This is a genomic window from Parvularculales bacterium (assembly GCA_036881865.1).
Classification (GTDB): Bacteria; Pseudomonadota; Alphaproteobacteria; order JAPOUT01; family JBAJNM01; genus JBAJNM01.
In genome coordinates, this window is record JBAJNM010000014.1 from 22,208 (window position 1) to 41,485 (window position 19,278).

General features: G+C 52.7%; 16 protein-coding genes and 1 pseudogene. 7 read left to right on the plus strand and 10 right to left on the minus strand.

The window, feature by feature from the left end:
- Nucleotides 1–27: 27 nt before the first annotated feature.
- Complete coding sequence (gene ccmB, locus V6Z81_04905; protein ID MEG9861827.1) at nt 28–720, minus strand: heme exporter protein CcmB; 693 nt, start codon at nt 718–720, stop codon at nt 28–30.
- 29 nt (nt 721–749) lie between these two features.
- On the minus strand, nt 750–1,385 hold the full coding sequence (gene ccmA, locus V6Z81_04910) for a heme ABC exporter ATP-binding protein CcmA (protein MEG9861828.1): 636 nt from the start codon (nt 1,383–1,385) through the stop codon (nt 750–752).
- Between the two features lie 154 nt (nt 1,386–1,539).
- Between ccmA and acnA the strand changes: the two genes are divergently transcribed.
- Both acnA and V6Z81_04920 read left to right on the plus strand, forming a co-directional pair.
- A complete protein-coding gene (gene acnA, locus V6Z81_04915; GenBank protein MEG9861829.1) occupies nt 1,540–4,245 on the plus strand; it encodes an aconitate hydratase AcnA in 2,706 nt (901 codons plus the stop codon).
- 102 nt (nt 4,246–4,347) lie between these two features.
- Nucleotides 4,348–5,163 (plus strand): DUF1223 domain-containing protein, encoded by an 816-nt coding sequence (locus tag V6Z81_04920; protein MEG9861830.1) that lies wholly within the window; start codon nt 4,348–4,350, stop codon nt 5,161–5,163.
- On the opposite strand, the gene V6Z81_04925 is transcribed toward V6Z81_04920, so the two are convergent.
- Genes V6Z81_04925 through V6Z81_04940 form a run of 4 tightly spaced genes read right to left on the minus strand, consistent with a single transcriptional unit; the run spans nt 5,143 to nt 9,911 of the window.
- Nucleotides 5,143–6,210 carry a DUF4340 domain-containing protein gene (locus tag V6Z81_04925; protein ID MEG9861831.1) on the minus strand — a complete coding sequence of 356 codons (1,068 nt, stop codon included), beginning with the start codon at nt 6,208–6,210 and terminating at the stop codon, nt 5,143–5,145. The two genes, V6Z81_04920 and V6Z81_04925, sit on opposite strands and share 21 nt — an antisense overlap.
- A 13-nt stretch (nt 6,211–6,223) precedes the next feature.
- Nucleotides 6,224–8,146, minus strand: coding sequence for a Gldg family protein (locus V6Z81_04930; GenBank protein ID MEG9861832.1), 1,923 nt, complete (start codon nt 8,144–8,146; stop codon nt 6,224–6,226).
- Complete coding sequence (locus tag V6Z81_04935; protein ID MEG9861833.1) at nt 8,095–8,832, minus strand: ABC transporter permease; 738 nt, start codon at nt 8,830–8,832, stop codon at nt 8,095–8,097. The genes V6Z81_04930 and V6Z81_04935 overlap by 52 nt, the downstream gene beginning before the upstream one ends.
- Nucleotides 8,829–9,911: an ABC transporter ATP-binding protein gene (locus V6Z81_04940; protein MEG9861834.1), complete on the minus strand. Its 1,083-nt coding sequence runs from the start codon at nt 9,909–9,911 to the stop codon at nt 8,829–8,831. Before V6Z81_04940 ends, V6Z81_04935 begins: the two co-directional genes overlap by 4 nt.
- A gap of 281 nt (nt 9,912–10,192) precedes the next feature.
- Between V6Z81_04940 and V6Z81_04945 the strand changes: the two genes are divergently transcribed.
- Complete coding sequence (locus tag V6Z81_04945; protein ID MEG9861835.1) at nt 10,193–10,546, plus strand: DUF2794 domain-containing protein; 354 nt, start codon at nt 10,193–10,195, stop codon at nt 10,544–10,546.
- An 18-nt stretch (nt 10,547–10,564) separates the two neighbouring features.
- On the opposite strand, the gene V6Z81_04950 is transcribed toward V6Z81_04945, so the two are convergent.
- The 3 genes from V6Z81_04950 to V6Z81_04960 form a co-directional block, all read right to left on the minus strand.
- Complete coding sequence (locus tag V6Z81_04950) at nt 10,565–11,326, minus strand: Bax inhibitor-1/YccA family protein (protein MEG9861836.1); 762 nt, start codon at nt 11,324–11,326, stop codon at nt 10,565–10,567.
- Between the two features lie 643 nt (nt 11,327–11,969).
- The gene (locus tag V6Z81_04955; protein MEG9861837.1) at nt 11,970–14,519 is read right to left on the minus strand and encodes an FtsX-like permease family protein; all 2,550 of its coding nucleotides are present in this window, start codon (nt 14,517–14,519) and stop codon (nt 11,970–11,972) included.
- Nucleotides 14,520–14,522: 3 nt separating this feature from the next.
- A complete protein-coding gene (locus V6Z81_04960; protein MEG9861838.1) occupies nt 14,523–15,239 on the minus strand; it encodes an ABC transporter ATP-binding protein in 717 nt (238 codons plus the stop codon).
- A gap of 34 nt (nt 15,240–15,273) precedes the next feature.
- On the opposite strand from V6Z81_04960, the gene V6Z81_04965 reads away from it, so the two are divergent.
- From V6Z81_04965 to V6Z81_04975, 3 genes are read left to right on the plus strand one after another with little or no spacing between them, the layout of a single operon-like run.
- Nucleotides 15,274–15,963: an arylesterase gene (locus V6Z81_04965; GenBank protein MEG9861839.1), complete on the plus strand. Its 690-nt coding sequence runs from the start codon at nt 15,274–15,276 to the stop codon at nt 15,961–15,963.
- A 28-nt stretch (nt 15,964–15,991) separates the two neighbouring features.
- The gene (locus V6Z81_04970) at nt 15,992–17,035 is read left to right on the plus strand and encodes an aldo/keto reductase (GenBank protein MEG9861840.1); all 1,044 of its coding nucleotides are present in this window, start codon (nt 15,992–15,994) and stop codon (nt 17,033–17,035) included.
- A 47-nt stretch (nt 17,036–17,082) separates the two neighbouring features.
- Nucleotides 17,083–17,454, plus strand: coding sequence for a hypothetical protein (locus V6Z81_04975; GenBank protein ID MEG9861841.1), 372 nt, complete (start codon nt 17,083–17,085; stop codon nt 17,452–17,454).
- 428 nt (nt 17,455–17,882) lie between these two features.
- Here the strand turns inward: V6Z81_04975 and V6Z81_04980 are convergent.
- Nucleotides 17,883–18,629, minus strand: a pseudogene (locus V6Z81_04980) (thymidylate synthase).
- A gap of 227 nt (nt 18,630–18,856) precedes the next feature.
- Between V6Z81_04980 and V6Z81_04985 the strand changes: the two are divergent.
- Nucleotides 18,857–19,072, plus strand: a complete 216-nt coding sequence (locus V6Z81_04985; GenBank protein ID MEG9861842.1) for a hypothetical protein — start codon at nt 18,857–18,859, stop codon at nt 19,070–19,072.
- Nucleotides 19,073–19,278: the final 206 nt, after the last annotated feature.

The window sequence follows — 19,278 nt, forward strand, 5'->3', positions numbered from 1 at the left end:
TCAGAAGCCTCTTTGTTTTTATGATATTCAAGAGCGTCCCCGCAAGGCCGCCGCCGCTACAAGAGGCGCCAGCACTAAAGCTGCCAGAGAAAAAGAAGCCAGAAACAAAAGAGGGCGAATAAAAAGTGTGGCAGATTCTTGTCCCATAGCGTCGCCGGACACAAAAATGCTCAAGGCGCCTGCTCCAAAAATAAGCACCGGCGTTTGAAGGGGCAACAAAAGAAGCGGCATAAGCAATCCTGCATGACGCAACTCAAGAGTTAGACAAGCCCCCACCGCTCCCGTTAAGCTAAGGGCAGGGGTTCCTATAAGCATCGTCAAAAATAAAGCGGGCAATACGGCTATATCAACGCCCAGCATCAGGCCCACGATAGGAGCGGCAAAAGTGAGGATGGCACCGGTCATCAACCAGTGGGCCAGACATTTGGCCAGAACGGTCCCCTCAAGGGAAAGTGGCCACTCACGAAGTAGAGGAGAGATCCGGATGATATCCAGAGAACCATCTTCTTCGTCACCCCGAAATAAATTATCCAGAGAAAATAGACAGGCCAGCAACATTATAATCCATAACAGCCCCGGGACCAGTGTCGTTACGTATCTGCCTTCAGCCCCTAACCCGAGAGGTAACAACACCGCAACAAGAGCAAAAAACGCTAACGCCATGACGCCACCCCCCGTGCGCCAGGCAATTTTTATGTCACGGCATATCAAGGCTGCCATTACTCTTATCATGATGCGCTTCCCGTGGCTCACCCAAGCTTGAGCGTGATGGCTTCGTCAGGGGTGTAGGCATCATGAGTTGTCATCACCAGAAGCCCCCCCTCTGCACGATGGCGGTTTATGATGTCTGCCAGTTTGGTACGGGAAGGACTATCAAGACCGGTGGTGGGCTCATCCAGCAACCACACAGGCCGTTGCACCGTCAACAATCGCGCCAGGGCTATACGCCGCCGCTCTCCGGCTGACAAATGAGCGACAGGTACTGGCAACACATACGGCAAGCCAAAAGCCGCCAGTGCTGATGTGACTGTTTTGGCAGTGTGTTTGTTTCCGCCCAGAAATGTCGCCCAAAACGACAAATTCTCCTGAGCGCTCAGAGATGCCTTCAACCCATCCCGATGCCCCACATAATGAAGACATCCACCTCGGTGAAGAGGGGAGAAACCGCCTTCCTCAAGAGTTATACGGCCAGAGGCCGCCGTAGCCAAACCCGCTAAAATTCGCAATAGGCTGGTCTTGCCGCTTCCGTTGCCCCCTCGTATCACCAGCGCATCGCCGGAAGAGAGGGTGAATGCTACGTCAGAAAATATCCGCCGCCCACCTCGCTCGCATGCCAGACCTTCTGCCACAAGGCTTACGGAAGGCAACTTTAGTGATGGTTGCATTGCTTTGCCGTCTCTTTCTTCTTACGCAAAAAAGACAAAATATTTTCTCCGGGGGTCGTGGTGACCTTTCTAACTATAGTGAGACATGGTAGAGTGTTCTGCAACAGGGGTGAAACACAAAGAGTAAAAATAAGGTGCAAAACAAAGGGAAAAAATGATGGTGAAGAGCAAACCGAAAACCCCCTCTCATCCGGATAGTTTCAAATCACGGCGGGCCTTTAAGGTTGGAGCGCGTCAATGGAAATACTATAGCCTCAGGGCGGCAGAAAAAAACGGCTTGGAAGGTATAAGCCGCCTGCCATTTTCTCTCAAGATTCTGCTGGAAAATCTGTTGCGTCATGAGGATGGAGGCACTGTTAAATCTGCTGATATAAAAGCTGTCAAAAACTGGTTGAAGCGGCGTAAGAGCACACGGGAGATTGCTTTTCGTCCGGCGCGGGTATTAATGCAGGATTTCACTGGTGTGCCTGCCGTTGTGGATTTGGCCGCCATGCGGGATGCCATCCGGAATATCGGTGGAGAGCCCGACCGAATAAACCCTCAAACACCGGTGGATTTGGTCATTGACCATTCTGTCATCGTAGATCATTTCGCCAATGCGTCAGCGTTTAAGCAAAATGTCGCTGTGGAATATGAGCGCAACAACGAGCGTTATGAGTTTTTACGGTGGGGGTCGGAGGCTTTTGATAATTTCCGGGTGGTACCTCCCGGTACGGGCATCTGTCATCAGGTGAATCTGGAATATCTGTCACAATCTGTATGGGCGGGCCAAAACTCTACGGCCTATCCCGATACACTGGTGGGGACCGATAGCCATACCACCATGGTCAACGGCCTTGCTGTATTGGGCTGGGGCGTGGGGGGTATTGAAGCCGAGGCTGCCATGTTGGGGCAACCGATTTCTATGTTGATACCGGAGGTGATTGGGTTGCGCCTGACCGGTCGCCTGCAAGAGGGCGTTACGGCAACGGATATGGTGCTGACGGTCACGGAAATGTTGCGCAAAAAAGGTGTGGTGGGCAAATTCGTAGAGTTTTATGGAACAGGGCTGGATAATTTGGCATTAGAAGACCGTGCGACCATTGCTAATATGGCTCCGGAATATGGTGCTACATGCGGATTTTTCCCTATTGATAGGGAAACTTTGAAATACATGAAAGCAACAGGGCGCAAACCCTCTCAGATTGCGATGGTAGAAAAATACGCCCGCACTCAGGGCATGTTCCGCACGGCACGCACGCCGGATCCGGTGTTTACGGATACCCTAACCCTTGACCTTGGTACTGTTATTCCTTCATTGGCAGGCCCCCGCCGTCCGCAGGACCGCATCGGCCTGAATAAGATGGCTGGCAGTTTCAGGAGCGAACTTAAAACCGGCTTCGGCGTTACAGACACAGGTAGTGCTACAAAGCGCCATCCGGTTGCCAATCATAATTTCACTCTCGGTCACGGTGATATTGTAATTGCCGCGATTACATCGTGCACTAATACCTCCAACCCCAGCGTTATGCTGGGGGCCGGACTGTTGGCGCAAAATGCCGTCAAAAAAGGATTATCCGTTAAGCCGTGGGTCAAGACATCTCTTGCGCCCGGTTCGCAGGTTGTGACCGACTATCTGAAAAAAGCCGGTGTGCAAAATGCGCTGAATAAGCTGGGCTTTAATCTGGTGGGCTATGGATGCACAACGTGTATTGGAAATTCGGGTCCGCTATCACCGGATATATCCGGGACTATCAATAAGAACGATCTTGTGGCCGCCGCCGTTTTGTCAGGCAATCGCAATTTTGAAGGCCGCGTTAATGCGGACGTGCGCGCTAACTATCTGGCCTCGCCCATGCTGGTGGTAGCCTATGCTATTGCGGGCTCTGTTAGGTGCGACCTGGCCCGTGAACCTCTGGGGCATGACAAAAACGGCACACCGGTTTATTTGCGCGACATTTGGCCCACGGGACAGGATATTTCTGGTACCTTGCGACGCTGTATTACGCCTGCCATGTTTCGCTCTCGTTATAGTGACGTTTTTAAGGGAGATACCAACTGGCGGCGCATTAAAGCGCCTAAGGATGAAGTTTATAAATGGAGCAATTCGTCCACTTATGTACATAAGCCGCCTTTCTTTGAGGGGCTAACGCCTGAGCCTTCGCCGGTGGAAGATATACGGAACGCTCGCATTTTAGGCTTGTTTGGCGACAGTATTACCACAGACCACATTAGTCCTGCAGGGTCTATCCGCAAAGATAGTCCGGCGGGCGATTGGCTTACCTCTCATGGTGTAAAGCCCGTAGATTTTAATTCTTATGGTTCCAGACGCGGCAACCACGAGGTCATGATGCGCGGTACTTTCGCTAACATTCGTATAAAAAACCAGATGACCCCCGGTATAGAAGGTGGTGTTACCAAACACTGGCCGGGTGGTAAGGTGATGCCCATCTATGATGCCGCCATGAAATACACCGCACAAAATGTACCGTTGGTAGTGATTGCCGGTAAAGAGTATGGAACCGGCTCAAGTCGGGATTGGGCCGCTAAGGGAACCCGCCTTCTGGGGGTGAGGGCGGTTATTGCCAGCTCCTTTGAACGTATCCATCGCTCCAATTTGATTGGCATGGGGGTTGTGCCGCTTCAATTTGAAGCGGGTGTGACATGGAGGGAATTGGGGATGGACGGATCTGAGATCATTTCCATTCAGGGACTTGAAAGCGGGCTAAAACCCGGCGGGAGCGTGAGTGCTGTCCTGTTTGCGTCCGGCGGTAAGAAACAGACTCTTAACCTATTGTGTCGTATTGATACAGGTGATGAGATGGAATATTATAAAAACGGAGGTATTTTATCTTACGTTTTGCGCCGCTTGGCCGCTTAAAAGAGAGCGCTCTCTTTCTATCGCCGGTTTTTTTACTTATTATGCTCTGGCGTCGTCCTCGTCATAATTATCTATTCGTTAAAACGGGAAGTGATGGTTTGAATGCTTAGGGCATGGTGGCTTTTTGTGTTTGCCGGCACTCTGATGGCCTCTTTATCCGCTTGGGGTGGGCCGGAGAATTCATCGGGGACTGCACCGGTGGTTGTGGAATTATTTACCAGTCAGGGATGTTCTTCCTGCCCGCCTGCCGATGCGATCGCCGAAGAATTAACCAACCGGGATGACGTTCTTGTTCTCTCCCTGCACGTGGATTACTGGGATTATCTGGGTTGGAAAGATACACACGCCAGACCCGCCTATACCAAACGTCAGCGGGATTATAATCGCAATATTTTTGGTCATAATCGGGTTTATACGCCTCAGGTGGTTGTTAACGGCAACAGCCAGTCGGTTGGTAGTCACCGCAGGGGCGTATTGAGAGCCATTGAGCAAGAAAAAAGACGTCCTAAACCGGCCTCTCTTTCTATTACAGATTATCAGGGCGGAGATAGAATTATTGTTGTAGAAGAAAACGAAAATACCAAACCTGCGGGGGCTTCAGAGACGACTCCGGTATGTCATATATGGATGGTGCGTTATCATAATCCGGACCCTGTTACCATTCGGCGGGGTGAAAATGCCGGTAGAATCATGCGCTATGCTCATGTTGTAGAAGACATGCATCATCTTGGCAGTTGGCAGGGTGGAACGGTACATATTCCTGTGAGCGATAAGTCTTTTCTGATTGATAAGGATGCAGGTTATGCGATTATCCTTCAACAAGAAGGCGCTGGCCCCATTGCGGGAGCGCTGGTGCTTCGGAAGCCCGGAAATCTTATTAGCCCTAAATTTTTAAGCCTACGAGGCAGGGGATGGTGATACGATCAGGGCGCTGAGAGGCTGGGTTAAAACGGCGGCCTGTTCAAACGGTAGTTTATAGGCCCATTTGGAAAGTCTGTTATTAATGGTGTGCGCTTCATCGCGCACGGAGTCCGGTGCATCAGGGGAGGCCTGTGCCGATAGGGTAGTCCAGACCGCATTGCCTGCCCCCGTCATGGTTAGGGTGACAATCAGGCCGTCATCCGTGTAAAAAACCGCCTGCCATGCGGTCTCAAAATTAATAGCCTCGCTTGGTAAAACATCATCAAAACGTAAACGGGATATAATGCGCGCAGGTTCATTCAGGAGAGTGCGTCGGGTGGTGGGCTGTTCCTCCCCGGAATAATCAAGATTATAGTCACCGGATATTTTCTCTCGCACAAGCCGGTATTGAGTACCCTCGGAGTCAGCGATCACAATAGTCTCTACCCGTTCCGGAGGTAGGGCAACGAAGGCGGGGTCTAGCCAATCCACAACTTTACTCACAACGGGCAGAGTGCTGGTCACCAGATAACTCTGGTTTTCTCCTGTGCGACGCATATAACGCCGGGCGCCACCGCTATTGGTTTGCACATTGCCCACAAGCACAGAGGCTAACGTATCCGTCTGCCCGTCAATTTGCCCCTCACCGTCAATGCGCACCCGGGCGCCTGTGCCAAAATCTTCCGGCGCACCCAGCCCCAACGCCTTATGCCGTTCAGGATCTGCCGTGCGGGGGGCTATAATTTTGGTTCTTGCCAGCCCCAGCAAGAGGTGCTGCACTAAGCCCCCATCTGCCGGATATCCAAGACGCTCCTCAACCCGCCATGTGCCGGCCTCATCGGCTTTAAGGGTTATATTCCGTGTTCCCCGTATACCTTGTCCAAAGGTAAGAGTTACTTTGCTGGCCAGACTTAAATTTTCGGAAAAACCCGGCAACAAGAGATCTGTACTTCCTTGTTCCGTGTTGAGGAATTGACCACGCTCATTCAGCGCCCACCAGGCACCCAAGGTTACGATAACGGTAAGCACCAACAACAATAAAGTCAGGCGCACAATAGCCTTCATGAAAATTGGACCTTCATGGAGACTGTCTCATACGGCCAACAAGAGTGCCGAGCAAGGTAATGAGAAGCAATCCGAGGGGAATAAGAACAATGTTGGCAAATCGCAACATATTTGACCATCGCTCAATGTTGAGATTAAGACTGTGGCGGGTCATGCGAAGAGCACGCCGGCTGGAAGCCAGTTCTTCTTGCAGGTGGTCTATACTTGTCCACTCGTCGTTATTTGTTGTACTGCCTTGCGCTATCTGTCTTTCTAGCTGGGCTAATTGTTGTGAGAGTTGATCTACTCTTTCTTGAAGGGTTTGCTCTTGCTCTATAAGGCGTTGCCCGGCTTGTCTGCGGAGCTGATCAAATAGGACAAAAGGACGGGCCGCATCATTGCGTCCACGCAAAGAGAGTAGTTCTTGTGCACCGGCAAGATTTTCGAGAACACCCAAAACGAATCTTGCATTATCGGCAAAGGGAACCACCAGCCTGTCACCGGGAAACCGCGGAGATTCTGCCCAGAATCGATCATCAAACAGGTCAGAATCGGCCACTATAATGATATTGGCATCGCTGAGGGTGTACTCACGATGAGCGGACATATCACTCTCCGGCAATCCCTCTGGAAACGCGGATGTTAAAGCTCCCTCAAGGCGGGCGGCCAGAACAAGAGCCTCTCCCGATGGCGTAAATCGGCTTAACAGGGATTCAGGGCGCAAGCCTTGTTTGACGGTGTTCACATCCATAACCATGGAGTCTTTCGTTGTGAATACAAGGGGGCTATAGCGGGTTGAACTTTCGGGACGGGGCCGGAGGTGTCCGGCAATACCCAGATTAAGTCTGTTGATATCCGCCGTAACGGGGTCGTTTTGCGCCATATTTCCATCGGTAAGGCTGAGCCATAAAATATAATCACTGATGTGTTGCCGTGCACTCGAGCCGGTAGCGACCTCCATGGCACGTTGTCTGTCGGTAGCAACCTCGGATCCTTCAAAGATAACCCCCCAATGGTAAAGAAGCTTGGGCAAATCAGAAGATTCCGTATAGCCCTGAATGGGTTTTCCGTCAGGGCCGGCCGTCAGGCTTACTTCGGAGTGAGGGTCAACAAAAACGGCAATGCGGCCTCCACCCAGCGCAAACTGGTCAATCGCATAGAGAGTTTTATCGGAGAGAGGTTTGGGGTGAGCCAGCATCAACACATCAATGGAAGGGGGCACGGTGCTAAAATCTTGCTCAAGAAACTCGATTTGAAACCTGTCAATCAGTTCTTCGTAAATGAGAAAGGGTTGCGCATTACCGCGCAGGGCGGCGGGCAGGCCACCGGCACCTGTATCCAGAGGTAAATTTGTGACAATGCCGAGTACCGGTTTTTCCGGACGGGTAAGATTAACCAGCAACCGCGTTAGGTCATACTCAAGCCAGCGGGCACGCTCTTCGGAAAAAAACGGTATAATTTCGACATTATCCAGCAGATTTGTTCCGGTAAGACCAAGCCATATCACATTGTTTTCAATGGTGGGTGTTCCCCGCAACCCGTAACTGATTGCTTCGTCCTCACGGGGGCCAAAAGGGTCGGGGTCAACAATTTCCAGCTGTAATTTGCCATTGGAGACCAATGCCATTTCCTCCAGCATATCCCGCACCTGAAGCCCCCACGCATGAAGGGAGGGATACCCTGTGGCCTGCTTTTCAGAAAAATACAGCGTTAAACTGACAGGCTCATCCAGATGGGTGAGAATTTCAATAGTTCCCTCGCTCAGCGTAAACAGGCGGCTTTCTGTGAGGTCCAGTCTCACCCCCCGCAAGGTAGCATTGGCCAGAACATTGACTGTCAAAAACAACACCGCCAGAAAAACCAGCGCTACAATAGAAAGGGCAGTGCGCAACACGGGACGGGACATTACACACTCGTCCGTTTCATATTCAGCACAACCATGGAGCCTGCCAGCCATACGACAATCAGGGACACAAAAAACACGATGTCCCGCGCGTCAATCACACCTTTGGAAATATCGTCAAAATGGGTGAGCAGACTAAAGGAAGCAATGGTTGTCAGAATGATTTGCGGAGCCCAGCCCTGAAACAGATCCAGCACGACAGGTAGGCTACTAACCATGAAAGCAAAACATACAATAACACCGGTAATAAAAGCGACCGGTTGATTGCGGGTTAAGGCCGACATGCACGCGCTGATGGCAAGATATCCTCCGGCCATCAACAAGCTGCCCAGATAACCGGCTAGCACAACGCCATTGTCGGGGTTCCCCAGAACGTTGAGGGTAATCCAGAATGGAAAGGTGAAGGCTAAAGTCAGGCTGAGGAACAGCCATGCGGCAAAAAACTTACCCAAAACGGCACTCCACAAGGGAACCGGTAACGTAAAAAGTAATTCGATAACGCCCGTGCGCCGTTCTTCCGCCCATAGGCGCATGGCGATAGCGGGTGCGAAAAACAGATAAAGCCAGGGGTGAAAAACAAAGAATGGGGCAGGCGATACCATGCCGCTTTCCAGAAATCCGCCCAGATAAAATGTGCTAGCCCCTATGCTGACCAGAAAAATCACGATAAACACGAGAGCCAGAGGCGTTGTGAAATAAGCCCTGAACTCACGGCGGAAAATTGCTGCAAAGGCTCTCATGATACGCCGGTGTCTTGCAATGCGGGAGGAGTATCAGAGGCATCCGGGCGTTTGGTTAAACTCTGAAAGACTTCATCAAGACGACCCTGCTCCCGGTAAAGAGCGCGGGCCGACAAACCGTGCTGGTCCATAAGTCGGCTTATGCGCGCCATCAGATAAATGGAAGTGCTGGCCTCTCCTGCTGGCAGGATGGTGAATTGACTATCATCGCTATGGGTGGTTTCTTCAATCTCTAAAATGCCGTCAATATCATCCAGCAAATTACGAAGAGTAGAGGCTGCCGTGCGTTCAACCGTTACCGTCACTGCATGATGATAGCGTGAGCGCGCCATTAAGCCTGTAGGGGTGTCGTTGGCTATAATCTCTCCCTGATTGATGATCAGGACTCGTCCGCATAGGGCCGTTACTTCTTCAAGGGCGTGAGTTGACAATATGATGGCGCGGTGAACGGCTAACGTCTCAATGAACTCTCGTACCTCTTGTTTTTGGTTGGGGTCAAGTCCGTCGGTAGGTTCGTCCATGATGAGCACCGGCGGATTGTGAACAATGGCCATGGCCAGTGATACACGCCGGCGAAACCCTTTGGAGAGAGTATCCAGTTTGCGGTGTAACACAGACTCAAGCCCCATATGTTGAATGGCTGATTGTATGTTGGGAGAGTGTTTATCTACTCCATGTACGGCAGCGACAAAACGTAACAGTTGAAAAGGTGTCATCTCCGGCCATGCAGGCGCGCCTTCCGGCAGATAGCCAATACAACCACGGGCGGCTATGGAGTTGGCGGCTACATCATGTCCGGCAATGTGAACGGACCCGGCATCCGGCGTAAGGTAGCCTGTAATTAAACGCATGGTGGTGGTTTTGCCGGCTCCGTTGGGGCCGACAAGCCCCAAAATCTCGCCTCGGTTTACCGTAAAGCCAATGTTGGAAACAGCCCGCAGGGAGCCGAATTGTTTCGTCAGTCCCTGAACGTCAATAAGAGGGAATTGCCCGAAAACCTCTCCGGACGTCTCATTATAATTTCCCTGATAAGTATCATGAGAATCAACCGGCACACCCTCACTGCTCGCATCGCTCATGATCTCTGACCGTCCAGTTTTTTTACGTCCTGCTCCCGCATGTGTTTCCCTGTAATAGGCTAACCGATGAGGAATACTCCAACTATAAGCGCCGGATGTCAAAAGGTTCTATATAACTATATACGTTGTCCTGATGTTTTTTTATCAAGGGAGATTGTCAGTACGGAGTTGACGGTCACGAAAAAATATCAACGTCCGTTGCTATCTCTTTATGGCTGTTAAAGGAGAGGCCGGTTAAGCATCTTGCGTGTATGCCACGCTTCTGCCATTGTTGATGGGTAATGGGAAAAGAGCCGGTTATATTCCATTCGGTGCGTCAGCCTCGGCGGCCTGAGCCGGTTGTGGTGTTCGACCGGAAGGAACTGAATACCATTCTGCAACTCTATGGCCGTAAAGTTGCAACCGGAGAATGGCGTGATTACGCTCTTGACCATCAAAAAGATTTAGCCGTTTTTTCCATTTTTAGGCGCACCAGCGAAAACCCCCTTTACCGTGTGGAAAAGAGGCCCGGACTAGCCCGCCGTCAGGGCGCGTATGCCATAATAGCCGCCTCCGGACATATCCTTCGGCGCGGCCACGAACTGAGACAGGTTCTCAGAGTGCTGGAGCGTAGGAGTCTTAAATTGGTATCTTAAAAGGCTTCCGGCGTATGCCTATTCTCTGTTGCCTAAAAATTGCAACAGGAACAAAAACATGTTCAGGAAATCCAGATATAACCGCAACGCTCCCATAATGGATTTGCGTCCGGCTACTGCCGCACTGTCACCGACATAGTAAATCTCTTTGATTTTCTGGGTGTCGTAGGCTGTAAGGCCGGCGAAAATCAAAACGCCGATGGCGTTAATGGCAAACTGAAGTGCCGGAGAGGCCATGAAGATATTCACGACCATGGCAAGAATAATGCCGATCAGTCCCATAAAGAGAAATGATCCCCATGCGGTAAGGTCACGTTTTGTGGTGTATCCATAGAGGCTCAAAGCACCGAACGTTGTGGCGGTTATCAGAAATACCTGGGTAAGGCTGGTCGCCGTATAAACGGCAAACAAAATGCCGAGAGAAAGGCCCACCAGCGCAGCGTATGCATAAAACGTGCCACGGGCGGCGGGGAAGCTCATTTTATGAACCCGGAAACTCAGGAAGAAAACCATGCCGAGGGGAGCCAGGATCACGAGCCATTTCAGAGGACTATTGAACAGCACGGCACCGATCTCTGTCATCTGAAGAGCGCCCGGCGCACCGGTGAAACTCACACTAAACGTAAACCATGCGGTCAATGCCGTTATGAGTAGGCCAAGCCCCATGTGATTGTAGACGCCAAGCATATAGGCCCGTAGCCCTTCATCAATGGCAGGGCTTGCAGAAGCCCGGGCACCGGCCACCGTGTGTGTTGGTGTGCGTGGTTTATAGTCAGCCATAGTGTTTTTCCTCTTGTTCTATGTGAATTGCCGTAAAAGCATACTCCCACCTGCCGTGCAGATATGGGCTACACCTGTAATATCGGCGTTTTGGTAGAAACATTCAAGGGGAAACACGGCCAGTGCGTAAAATACGGGTAAAATACGCAATAAGGAGGTGGCGCCGGTTCTAGTTTCGCCATTCTGGCAGGCGTAAAATACGGGAAAAATACGCGTTGAGTGGGTCAGCACTGCCGCAAGGGGGCGGCCCCGCCAGAGAAAAATACGCACCGAGTAGGTGGGATTCTCTGTAATGCGTTGTATTGTAAGGATAATTTGAATTATCCTTGGTGTGGCCGCAGGATTGATAGCGTGCTTTTGTCCATTGTCCGGGGGTGACCTTGGGATTAACCTTGGGATTAGCCTTGGCGGGCCCGCAGGATAGGCATCGATTTTTGCCCTAAAACCCGCCACGTTCCCATAAGACTCCCACAAGTCCCGGAATCACGGTAATCACGCCGGCAGTGAAGGCTGTTCCCGCCAAAACAACCGGCAGGAAAACAGATAATTTGAGTTAGCCTTGCCGTGGTCGCAGAATTGATGGTGTGTTTTTGTCCATTGTGCGGGGGTGACCTTGGGATTAACCTTGGGATTAACCTTGGGATTAGCCTTGGCGGGCCCGCAGGATAGGCATCGATTTTTGCCCTAAAACCCGCCACGTTCCCACGAGTCCCAGAATCACGGTGATCACACTAGCGGTGAAGGCCGTTCCCGCCAAAACGCCCGGCAGGAAAACAAACGTCGTTTCCATAATCTCCGTCAAAACGGCCCATGCGGCTATGGTTCCGATCAGCGCTGCGATACAGGCCGTTATGAGTCCCAGAAGGCTGTATTCCAGAACGTGAGTCCAGATGATATGGCCCCGTGTTGCTCCCAGAACTTTAAGCACGACTGATTCGTACAGTCTCTTTGAATAACCTGCTGCCATGGCCCCTGCCAGCACCAGAGTACCGGCCAGCAGGGTGATACTGCTGATGACCCGCACGGCGGAGGTAAGACTGGCCAGAAGATCATTAATCTGCTCCAGAGTTTCCTTGATGCGGATAATCGTGACGTGAGGAAGGGCGGTTGCGACCCGTTTTTGAAAGGGTTCCTCATCTTGCGGGTCCATGGTGACGCTTGCCATATAACTATGGGGTGCGGCGACCAGTGAATTGGGAGAAAACACCAGAACAAAATTGATACCCAGGCCATTCCAGTTGATCTGGCGGGTGTTGGCAATGGTTGCCGTCAGCCGCCGCCCCAGCACATTGACGGTTAGCGTGTCTCCGATATCAAGGCCAAAGCCCCGGGCCAGTTCTTCATCAAGAGACACGAGAGGGGGGCCGTCATAATCTTCCGGCCACCACGACCCTCTCACCAGTGTCGAGCCTTGCGGCAGATGGCTTTCGTAAGTCAGGCCTCTGTCGCCTCGCAGCACCCATGCAACATCGGGCGGCGGGGTCAGGTTTTCGGAGGGAGTGCCGCCAAGGGAAACAATGCGTCCCCGCAACATGGGTACCCGGCTGGCCTCTACCGGCCCGCCACGGGAGACCCCGGAGAGCAGGCGTTCAAACTCGTCGAATTCATAGTTTTGCAGGCCGACAAAGAAAAATGAGGGTGCACGCTCCGGCAGTTCATTTTCCACCTGCCGGATGATGTTGCCGTCAATCATGGCGATGGTGACCAGCAATGTAAGCCCGAGGCCCAATGATAAAACCACTCCCGGCGTAGGAGCGCCGGGCCGGTGCAGGTTGGCAAGGGCCATGCGCCATGAGGGGCGTTTTAGGCGCGGGGCTTTGCGGGCGAGTTTCATAAGCGCCCATGCGGTCAGGCGCAACAGGATGAAACTGGCGCCGAGTCCCAGCACAAACCATATTGCAAACCGGCGCTCTTCGGTTAAACCGATCGCCAGAGCGACCAGAAGCGCCAGCGTACCGGCGGCAAGGGCAACATAGTGAAAGCGTGGCCAGGAGCGGTGCGTCTCGATAATGTCACGGAATAGCCGCGCCGGAGGAATGTCTCTGGCGCGGGCCAGAGGCCATACGGCAAACAGGAAAGCCACCAGAACGCCGTAAACGGCGGCCAGAAACAAAGGGGCCGGATATACGGTAATCCGGGCAGGCACCGGCAGATCGCCCACCAGCGCCGTTTGCAACAATAGCGGCGTGAGGGCTCCCAGCGCTATTCCCACGACGATACCGACCATCGCCAGCGCCATCACCTGAAGAAGATAGATCTTGAAAATCAGAGAACCGGAAGATCCCAGACATTTGAACGTTGCAATCACATCCTGACGGCCATCCACGTAGCCCCGCACGGCATTGCCGACACCGACACCACCCACCACCAGTGCCGTCAGCCCCACCAGTCCCAGAAACAGCGATATACGCTCTATAAAACGGCGCACGCCGGGGGCACCGTCGGAGCGGTCCTGAATACGCCAGCCGGCATCGGGAAAGGCCGCCTGCGTTTCTGCTGTCCAGTTTGCGATGTCGGCGACTTCCTGCTGCGTTTCCGGCAGCCGCACCCGGTAGTGCCAGTTGGCGATACTGCCCGGCCGCACCAGCCCTGTCCCGTCAAGAGCGTCCTGTCCCACCAGCAAACGGGGTCCAAGGCCAAACCCTGCCGAAAGCAGGTCCGGCTCGTGGATCAACAGGGCACGCAGTTCAACATCCGCATCCCCCAGTCTCAGCACATCGCCCGGGACGATACCAAGCCTGTCCGCTAATGTTGAAACGGCAACCGCTCCCCACAGACCCGTCGCAGGGTTCCGCTTCAGGGCGTCGTCCATGGCGAGGGGCGGGTCAAGGGTCAGCGTTCCATAAAGAGGGTAGGCATCATCCACCGCCTTGAGTTCTACCAGTGTGCGTTCATTCTGCGTTCCCGCCATGGCCCGCAGGGTCACCACCTCGGATACCGAACCGGCCTGTTCAATCCACGCCCGCTCCGTCTCATCTACCGGACGGTGGACAAGCCGTACATCTATATCACCACCCAGAATACTTTGTCCTTCCGAGGCCATTCCTTCCACCAGAGAAGATGAAACGGACCCCACCGCTGCTATCGCCGCAACACCGAGAGTCAGGCAGGCCAGAAAAATCCGGAACCCCGAAAGCCCGCTTCGTAACTCGCGCCGTGCCAGACGCAGGGCAATGCCAAATTCGTTAATCATGATTTATGAGTCACCCTGTCTTGTTTCTTTCTCGATTAGACCGTCTTTCAGATGAATCATGCGCTGACAGCGGGCCGCCAGCGCCATATCGTGGGTAATCAGAACAAGCGTCGCCTGCCGGGCCGCCTGTAATTCGAACATGAGCGACATGATTTGTGCGCCCGTTGTGCCATCCAGATTACCGGTCGGTTCATCGGCCATCAAAATGGCGGGATCACCCACAACCGCACGGGCCAACGCGACCCGTTGCTGTTCACCGCCGGATAGCTGGCTCGGGTAATGCTCTATCCGGTGCGATAGGCCGACACGGTCCAGCTCCGCACGTGCCTGCTCAAAGGCATCCGTCTCTCCGGCAAACTCGAGAGGGATGGCGACATTCTCCAGCGCCGTCATGGTAGGAGCCAGATGAAACGACTGAAAAACAATGCCGATGGATTTACGCCGTAACCGCGCAAGACCATCTTCGTCCAGCGCGCCCATATCCTGTCCCACGACGGTAATGCTCCCCGTCGTCGGACGCTCCAGCCCTGCCATCACCATCAGCAGGGTGCTTTTGCCCGAACCGCTCGGCCCCACCAGACTAACCGACTCCCCGCGGGCTACCCTGAAATCGACACCCCTCAGGATATTGACCTCGCCACCTGCACTGGGCAATGTAAGATGGACGCCATCGACAAGAATGGCGTCCTCTTTGTTTTTTGTATAAGTTGTCGTGTTCATAAGTCCAGTGTGTCACGAAAAGGAGCGTTCGAAAATGGCTAGCGGTATTTTTTACCGGCTTCGACACATATTGGTGACGTTAGGTCTTGTGACGTTGGTTCTTGCGGCAGGGGGCGTCGTGCTGGCCTTGTTGCTGGCAGATTCTCCGTCGAAGGCGACAGGGGAGAAGGTCCTGCTGGCTTTCGGAGACAGCCTTACGGCGGGTTATGGATTGCCGGCCCGGTCCGGATTTACCCGGCAACTGGAGACGGCTTTGCGGGCCAGAGGTCATAATGTGCGCATCATTAACGGTGGTGTGTCAGGGGATACGACAGCGGAAGGCCGCGCCCGCCTTGACTGGACTCTCACGCCGGATACTGACGGGGTTATTCTGGAACTGGGGGCGAATGATGCCCTGCGCGGCGTGGACCCGTCAATAACGGAAGAAAATCTGAAGGATATTCTCTCGCGTCTGGGCGCCCGCAATTTACCGGTTTTGCTTACGGGTATGTATGCGCCCCCTAATATGGGGATTTCTTACATGTTTAAATTTAACGGTATCTATTCGGACCTTGCCGATGAGTACGATGTGGTGTTTTATCCGTTTTTTCTGGAAGATGTTGCCGCCAAGCGTTCTTTGAACCTGCCCGACGGGATTCATCCCAACGCTAAGGGCGTTGAAATTATCGTGGAGAATATTGTGCCCTATGTGGAGGAACTTCTTGAACGGATACCGCCTTCCTGACATTAAAACCTGAAAGAGGAGATATTTTATGGAATACCGGACGCTGGGACGAACGGATTTGAAGGTCAGTGCCATCTGCCTTGGCACGATGACGTGGGGAGAGCAGAACAGCGAGGCCGACGGTCATGAGCAGATGGATTATGCCGTCGAGCAGGGCATTAATTTTTTTGATACGTCAGAGATGTATGCCGTTCCGCCGCGCCGTGAGACACAGGGCTCGACGGAGCGGATTATCGGAAGCTGGTTCAAGAAGACCGGTCTGCGCGATAAGATTATTCTGGCGACCAAGGTTGCAGGACGTGCGCCTTTTGACTGGTTGCGCAAGGATGGTTCGCCTACGGAGCAATCCGCCGCCCAGATCAATGAGGCTGTTGATGCCTCTCTTGAGCGGTTGCAGACGGACTATATTGATCTGTATCAGTTGCACTGGCCCGACCGCCCGATGGCGTTATTTGGCGGCAAACTGGGCTACAAGCACGTAGAAGGCGAGAGCAACCCCATTGACGGGATTCTGGAGGTTCTGGGTGATCTGGTGAAAACCGGAAAAGTGCGTCATATCGGACTTTCCAACGAGACGCCGTGGGGGACGATGAGTTTTTTGCACCATGCCGGGGTGAATGGCCGCCCGCGGGTGCAATCTATTCAAAACGCCTATAATTTTCTCAACCGGACGTTTGAGCTGGGCGGTTCGGAAATCGCCATGCGCGAACAGGTGGGGCTATTGGCCTATTCACCTCTGGCGCAGGGCTATCTGACCGGCAAATATCAGAATGGTGCCTTGCCGGAAGGCTCCCGCAAGGCACTGTTTGACCGCCTGCAACGCTATGAGACTCCGGGCACTTCCGAGGCTATAGACAGTTATCTGGCGCTGGCCAAAACACACGGTCTTGATGCCTCGCAGATGGCCAATCAGTTTGTGACGACACGGCCTTTTGTGACAAGCAACATTATCGGTGCGACCTCGATGGAGCAATTGAAACTGGCTGTAGGTTCTCATGAGATTAACCTGACAAAGGAGATAGAAAAGGAGATTGAATCGATCCATCTGCGTCAGTCTAATCCCTGCCCCTAAGGGGTTAAGTCCGTTCGTCGGGTAAACCGGGGGATTTAAGAGAGAAAATGAAAATCAGGTTTAATCTCTCCCGGTACGACGATGGGACACCCGCGGTTGTCATAACCAATGAGCACGGGGCGCACATAGAAATTAGCGAAGAGTGGGGCTTTACTACTACCGGGGATTCGCGGACTACGTCCAACCTCCTCAGAGCCCTGCCGGTAGCCTTTGAGAAGGCCGAAATTACTTCCCTGACGGGTCCTCCTGATTATGACGCCCATACGGAAGAAAAAGCCCGTCTCAAGGGTCCTGGCGATCTTTATATTACCAATGCGGCAACCATTGGCGGGCAGTCTACCGGTACTGACGGAACCTTTCCGGTTACCGAAGCGGGGCAGTGTTTTTCTCCGGACCAGTGTGTCTCAGACAAGACATAACCGCACCGCTGAGTAATCCGGATCTCATCCTTGATCAGAGGCAAGCCGGCCAGTTCATTAAAACGCTCAGTGGAATGTCCTCTAAACCCGCTAACGGCAAAGGCCCGGACAACGGAGCGCCTCATAATGGGGAGAGGAAGTAGTAAAGAAATCAGATTTTTTTATAATGACCTTTCACCGGTGCAGGTTTCAAAATCCTGCGCAGAGGCGGAAGGAAGCCCTGTCTTCATAATCCGGTCATCAAGACCCTAGACTGCGATTGGTGCCGAGATAGGAGGGGCCGGGTTAATCTTATTGGCATACCCTACAGGCTTATCCGCGTACCGTACCTCCTCTTCACCCGGCGGAGACTCAAAAGGCAATTCCTTTTGGCCGCGCCACTCATTCAGGAGTCGGTGAGCGGACTTCGTGTTATGGCCCGGAAAACGAATCCGGAAGTCTTCAAAGCGAAAATCAAAGATGTTCCTGATGCTGGGGTTCATGAACAACACCGGCAAGGGCTTGGTTTTACGTTTTAACTGTTTACGCGCTTCATCAACATGATTGCTGTAGATGTGTGTATCACCCAATGTGTGAACGAACTCGCCCGGCGCAAGATCACACACCTGCGCAATCATCGAGGTGAGCAGAGCATAGGAGGCGATGTTAAAGGGGACCCCCAGAAAGAAATCTGCAGAACGCTGATAGAGCTGGCAGGAGAGTTTGCCGTCAGAAACATAAAACTGAAAAAGGCAATGACAAGGTGGCAACTCCATCTCTTCAATTTCACTTACATTCCAGGCACTTACAACAAGGCGCCGGGAATGCGGATCCGTCCTGATCAGGGAGACAACCTGTTCAATCTGGTCAATGCTCTCGCCGTTGGCCGTGCCCCAGGATCGCCATTGATGCCCGTAGACAGGGCCCAGATTGCCATCCTCATCGGCCCATTCATCCCATATGGTAACCCCGTTTTCTTTCAGGTATCTGACATTTGTGTCGCCTTTGAGGAACCACAACAATTCATGGATGATGGATCTGACATGAAGTTTTTTTGTCGTCAGCAACGGGAACCCGTCAGCTAAATTAAACCGCATCTGACGACCAAACACACTGCGCGTACCGGTGCCGGTGCGGTCCTTCCGGTCAACACCATTCCTTAGAATGTCATCCATGAGATCAAGATACTGCCGCATGCATTCCATCATATATTTATTAAGGTTGGAATCAATAGACCCACAACCGGAAAGCCGACCTCTTCAAAAAATACTTATACACAACATTTAGCTGACGAATTTCTAACCCCATCTTATGCTTAAGTTTATCTACATCTTTTATGCACCGGGTTACACACAGGGTTATACACTGATTCGCGAAGATCAAAATATGGAAACGCTTAATCATTCTTGCTATGACCGGAGGTATGAACTTTTTCACAAGGTCAGATCTCTCTATTTACATAGTTCAGCCGGCCAGCCGGTTTGTGACAACGCGGCCTTTTGTGACAACCAACATTATCGGTGCGATCTCCATGAAGCAATTGAAACCGGCCATAGGCTCCCGTGAGATTAACCTGACGCCGGAGATAGAAAAGGAGATTGAATCGATCCATCTGCGTCAGCCTAATCCCTGCCCCTAAGGGGTCGGGTTCGTTCGTGGGGCCTGAATGCGCCGCCTGTTTACCGCTCTTGAGATTCCGGCTTCCCATACCGCCTGTCTGACAGCTCTGCAAGGCGGCGTTGAGGGGGCCCGCTGGATTGAGTCTGCGTCATTTCACATTACCTGGCGGTATATCGGCCCTGTGGAAGAGCCTGTAGCGCGGGATCTTGCAGCCGCTTTGGAAGA

Bases quoted from the DNA above. Each gene is read 5' to 3' on its own strand.
- ccmB (MEG9861827.1), bottom strand. From the start codon at position 720: ATGGCAGCCTTGATATGCCGTGACATAAAAATTGCCTGGCGCACGGGG.
- ccmA (MEG9861828.1), bottom strand. From the start codon at position 1,385: ATGCAACCATCACTAAAGTTGCCTTCCGTAAGCCTTGTGGCAGAAGGT.
- acnA (MEG9861829.1), top strand. From the start codon at position 1,540: ATGATGGTGAAGAGCAAACCGAAAACCCCCTCTCATCCGGATAGTTTC.
- V6Z81_04920 (MEG9861830.1), top strand. From the start codon at position 4,348: ATGCTTAGGGCATGGTGGCTTTTTGTGTTTGCCGGCACTCTGATGGCC.
- V6Z81_04925 (MEG9861831.1), bottom strand. From the start codon at position 6,210: ATGAAGGCTATTGTGCGCCTGACTTTATTGTTGTTGGTGCTTACCGTT.
- V6Z81_04930 (MEG9861832.1), bottom strand. From the start codon at position 8,146: ATGGCTGGCAGGCTCCATGGTTGTGCTGAATATGAAACGGACGAGTGT.
- V6Z81_04935 (MEG9861833.1), bottom strand. From the start codon at position 8,832: ATGAGAGCCTTTGCAGCAATTTTCCGCCGTGAGTTCAGGGCTTATTTC.
- V6Z81_04940 (MEG9861834.1), bottom strand. From the start codon at position 9,911: ATGAGCGATGCGAGCAGTGAGGGTGTGCCGGTTGATTCTCATGATACT.
- V6Z81_04945 (MEG9861835.1), top strand. From the start codon at position 10,193: ATGGGAAAAGAGCCGGTTATATTCCATTCGGTGCGTCAGCCTCGGCGG.
- V6Z81_04950 (MEG9861836.1), bottom strand. From the start codon at position 11,326: ATGGCTGACTATAAACCACGCACACCAACACACACGGTGGCCGGTGCC.
- V6Z81_04955 (MEG9861837.1), bottom strand. From the start codon at position 14,519: ATGATTAACGAATTTGGCATTGCCCTGCGTCTGGCACGGCGCGAGTTA.
- V6Z81_04960 (MEG9861838.1), bottom strand. From the start codon at position 15,239: ATGAACACGACAACTTATACAAAAAACAAAGAGGACGCCATTCTTGTC.
- V6Z81_04965 (MEG9861839.1), top strand. From the start codon at position 15,274: ATGGCTAGCGGTATTTTTTACCGGCTTCGACACATATTGGTGACGTTA.
- V6Z81_04970 (MEG9861840.1), top strand. From the start codon at position 15,992: ATGGAATACCGGACGCTGGGACGAACGGATTTGAAGGTCAGTGCCATC.
- V6Z81_04975 (MEG9861841.1), top strand. From the start codon at position 17,083: ATGAAAATCAGGTTTAATCTCTCCCGGTACGACGATGGGACACCCGCG.
- V6Z81_04985 (MEG9861842.1), top strand. From the start codon at position 18,857: ATGAACTTTTTCACAAGGTCAGATCTCTCTATTTACATAGTTCAGCCG.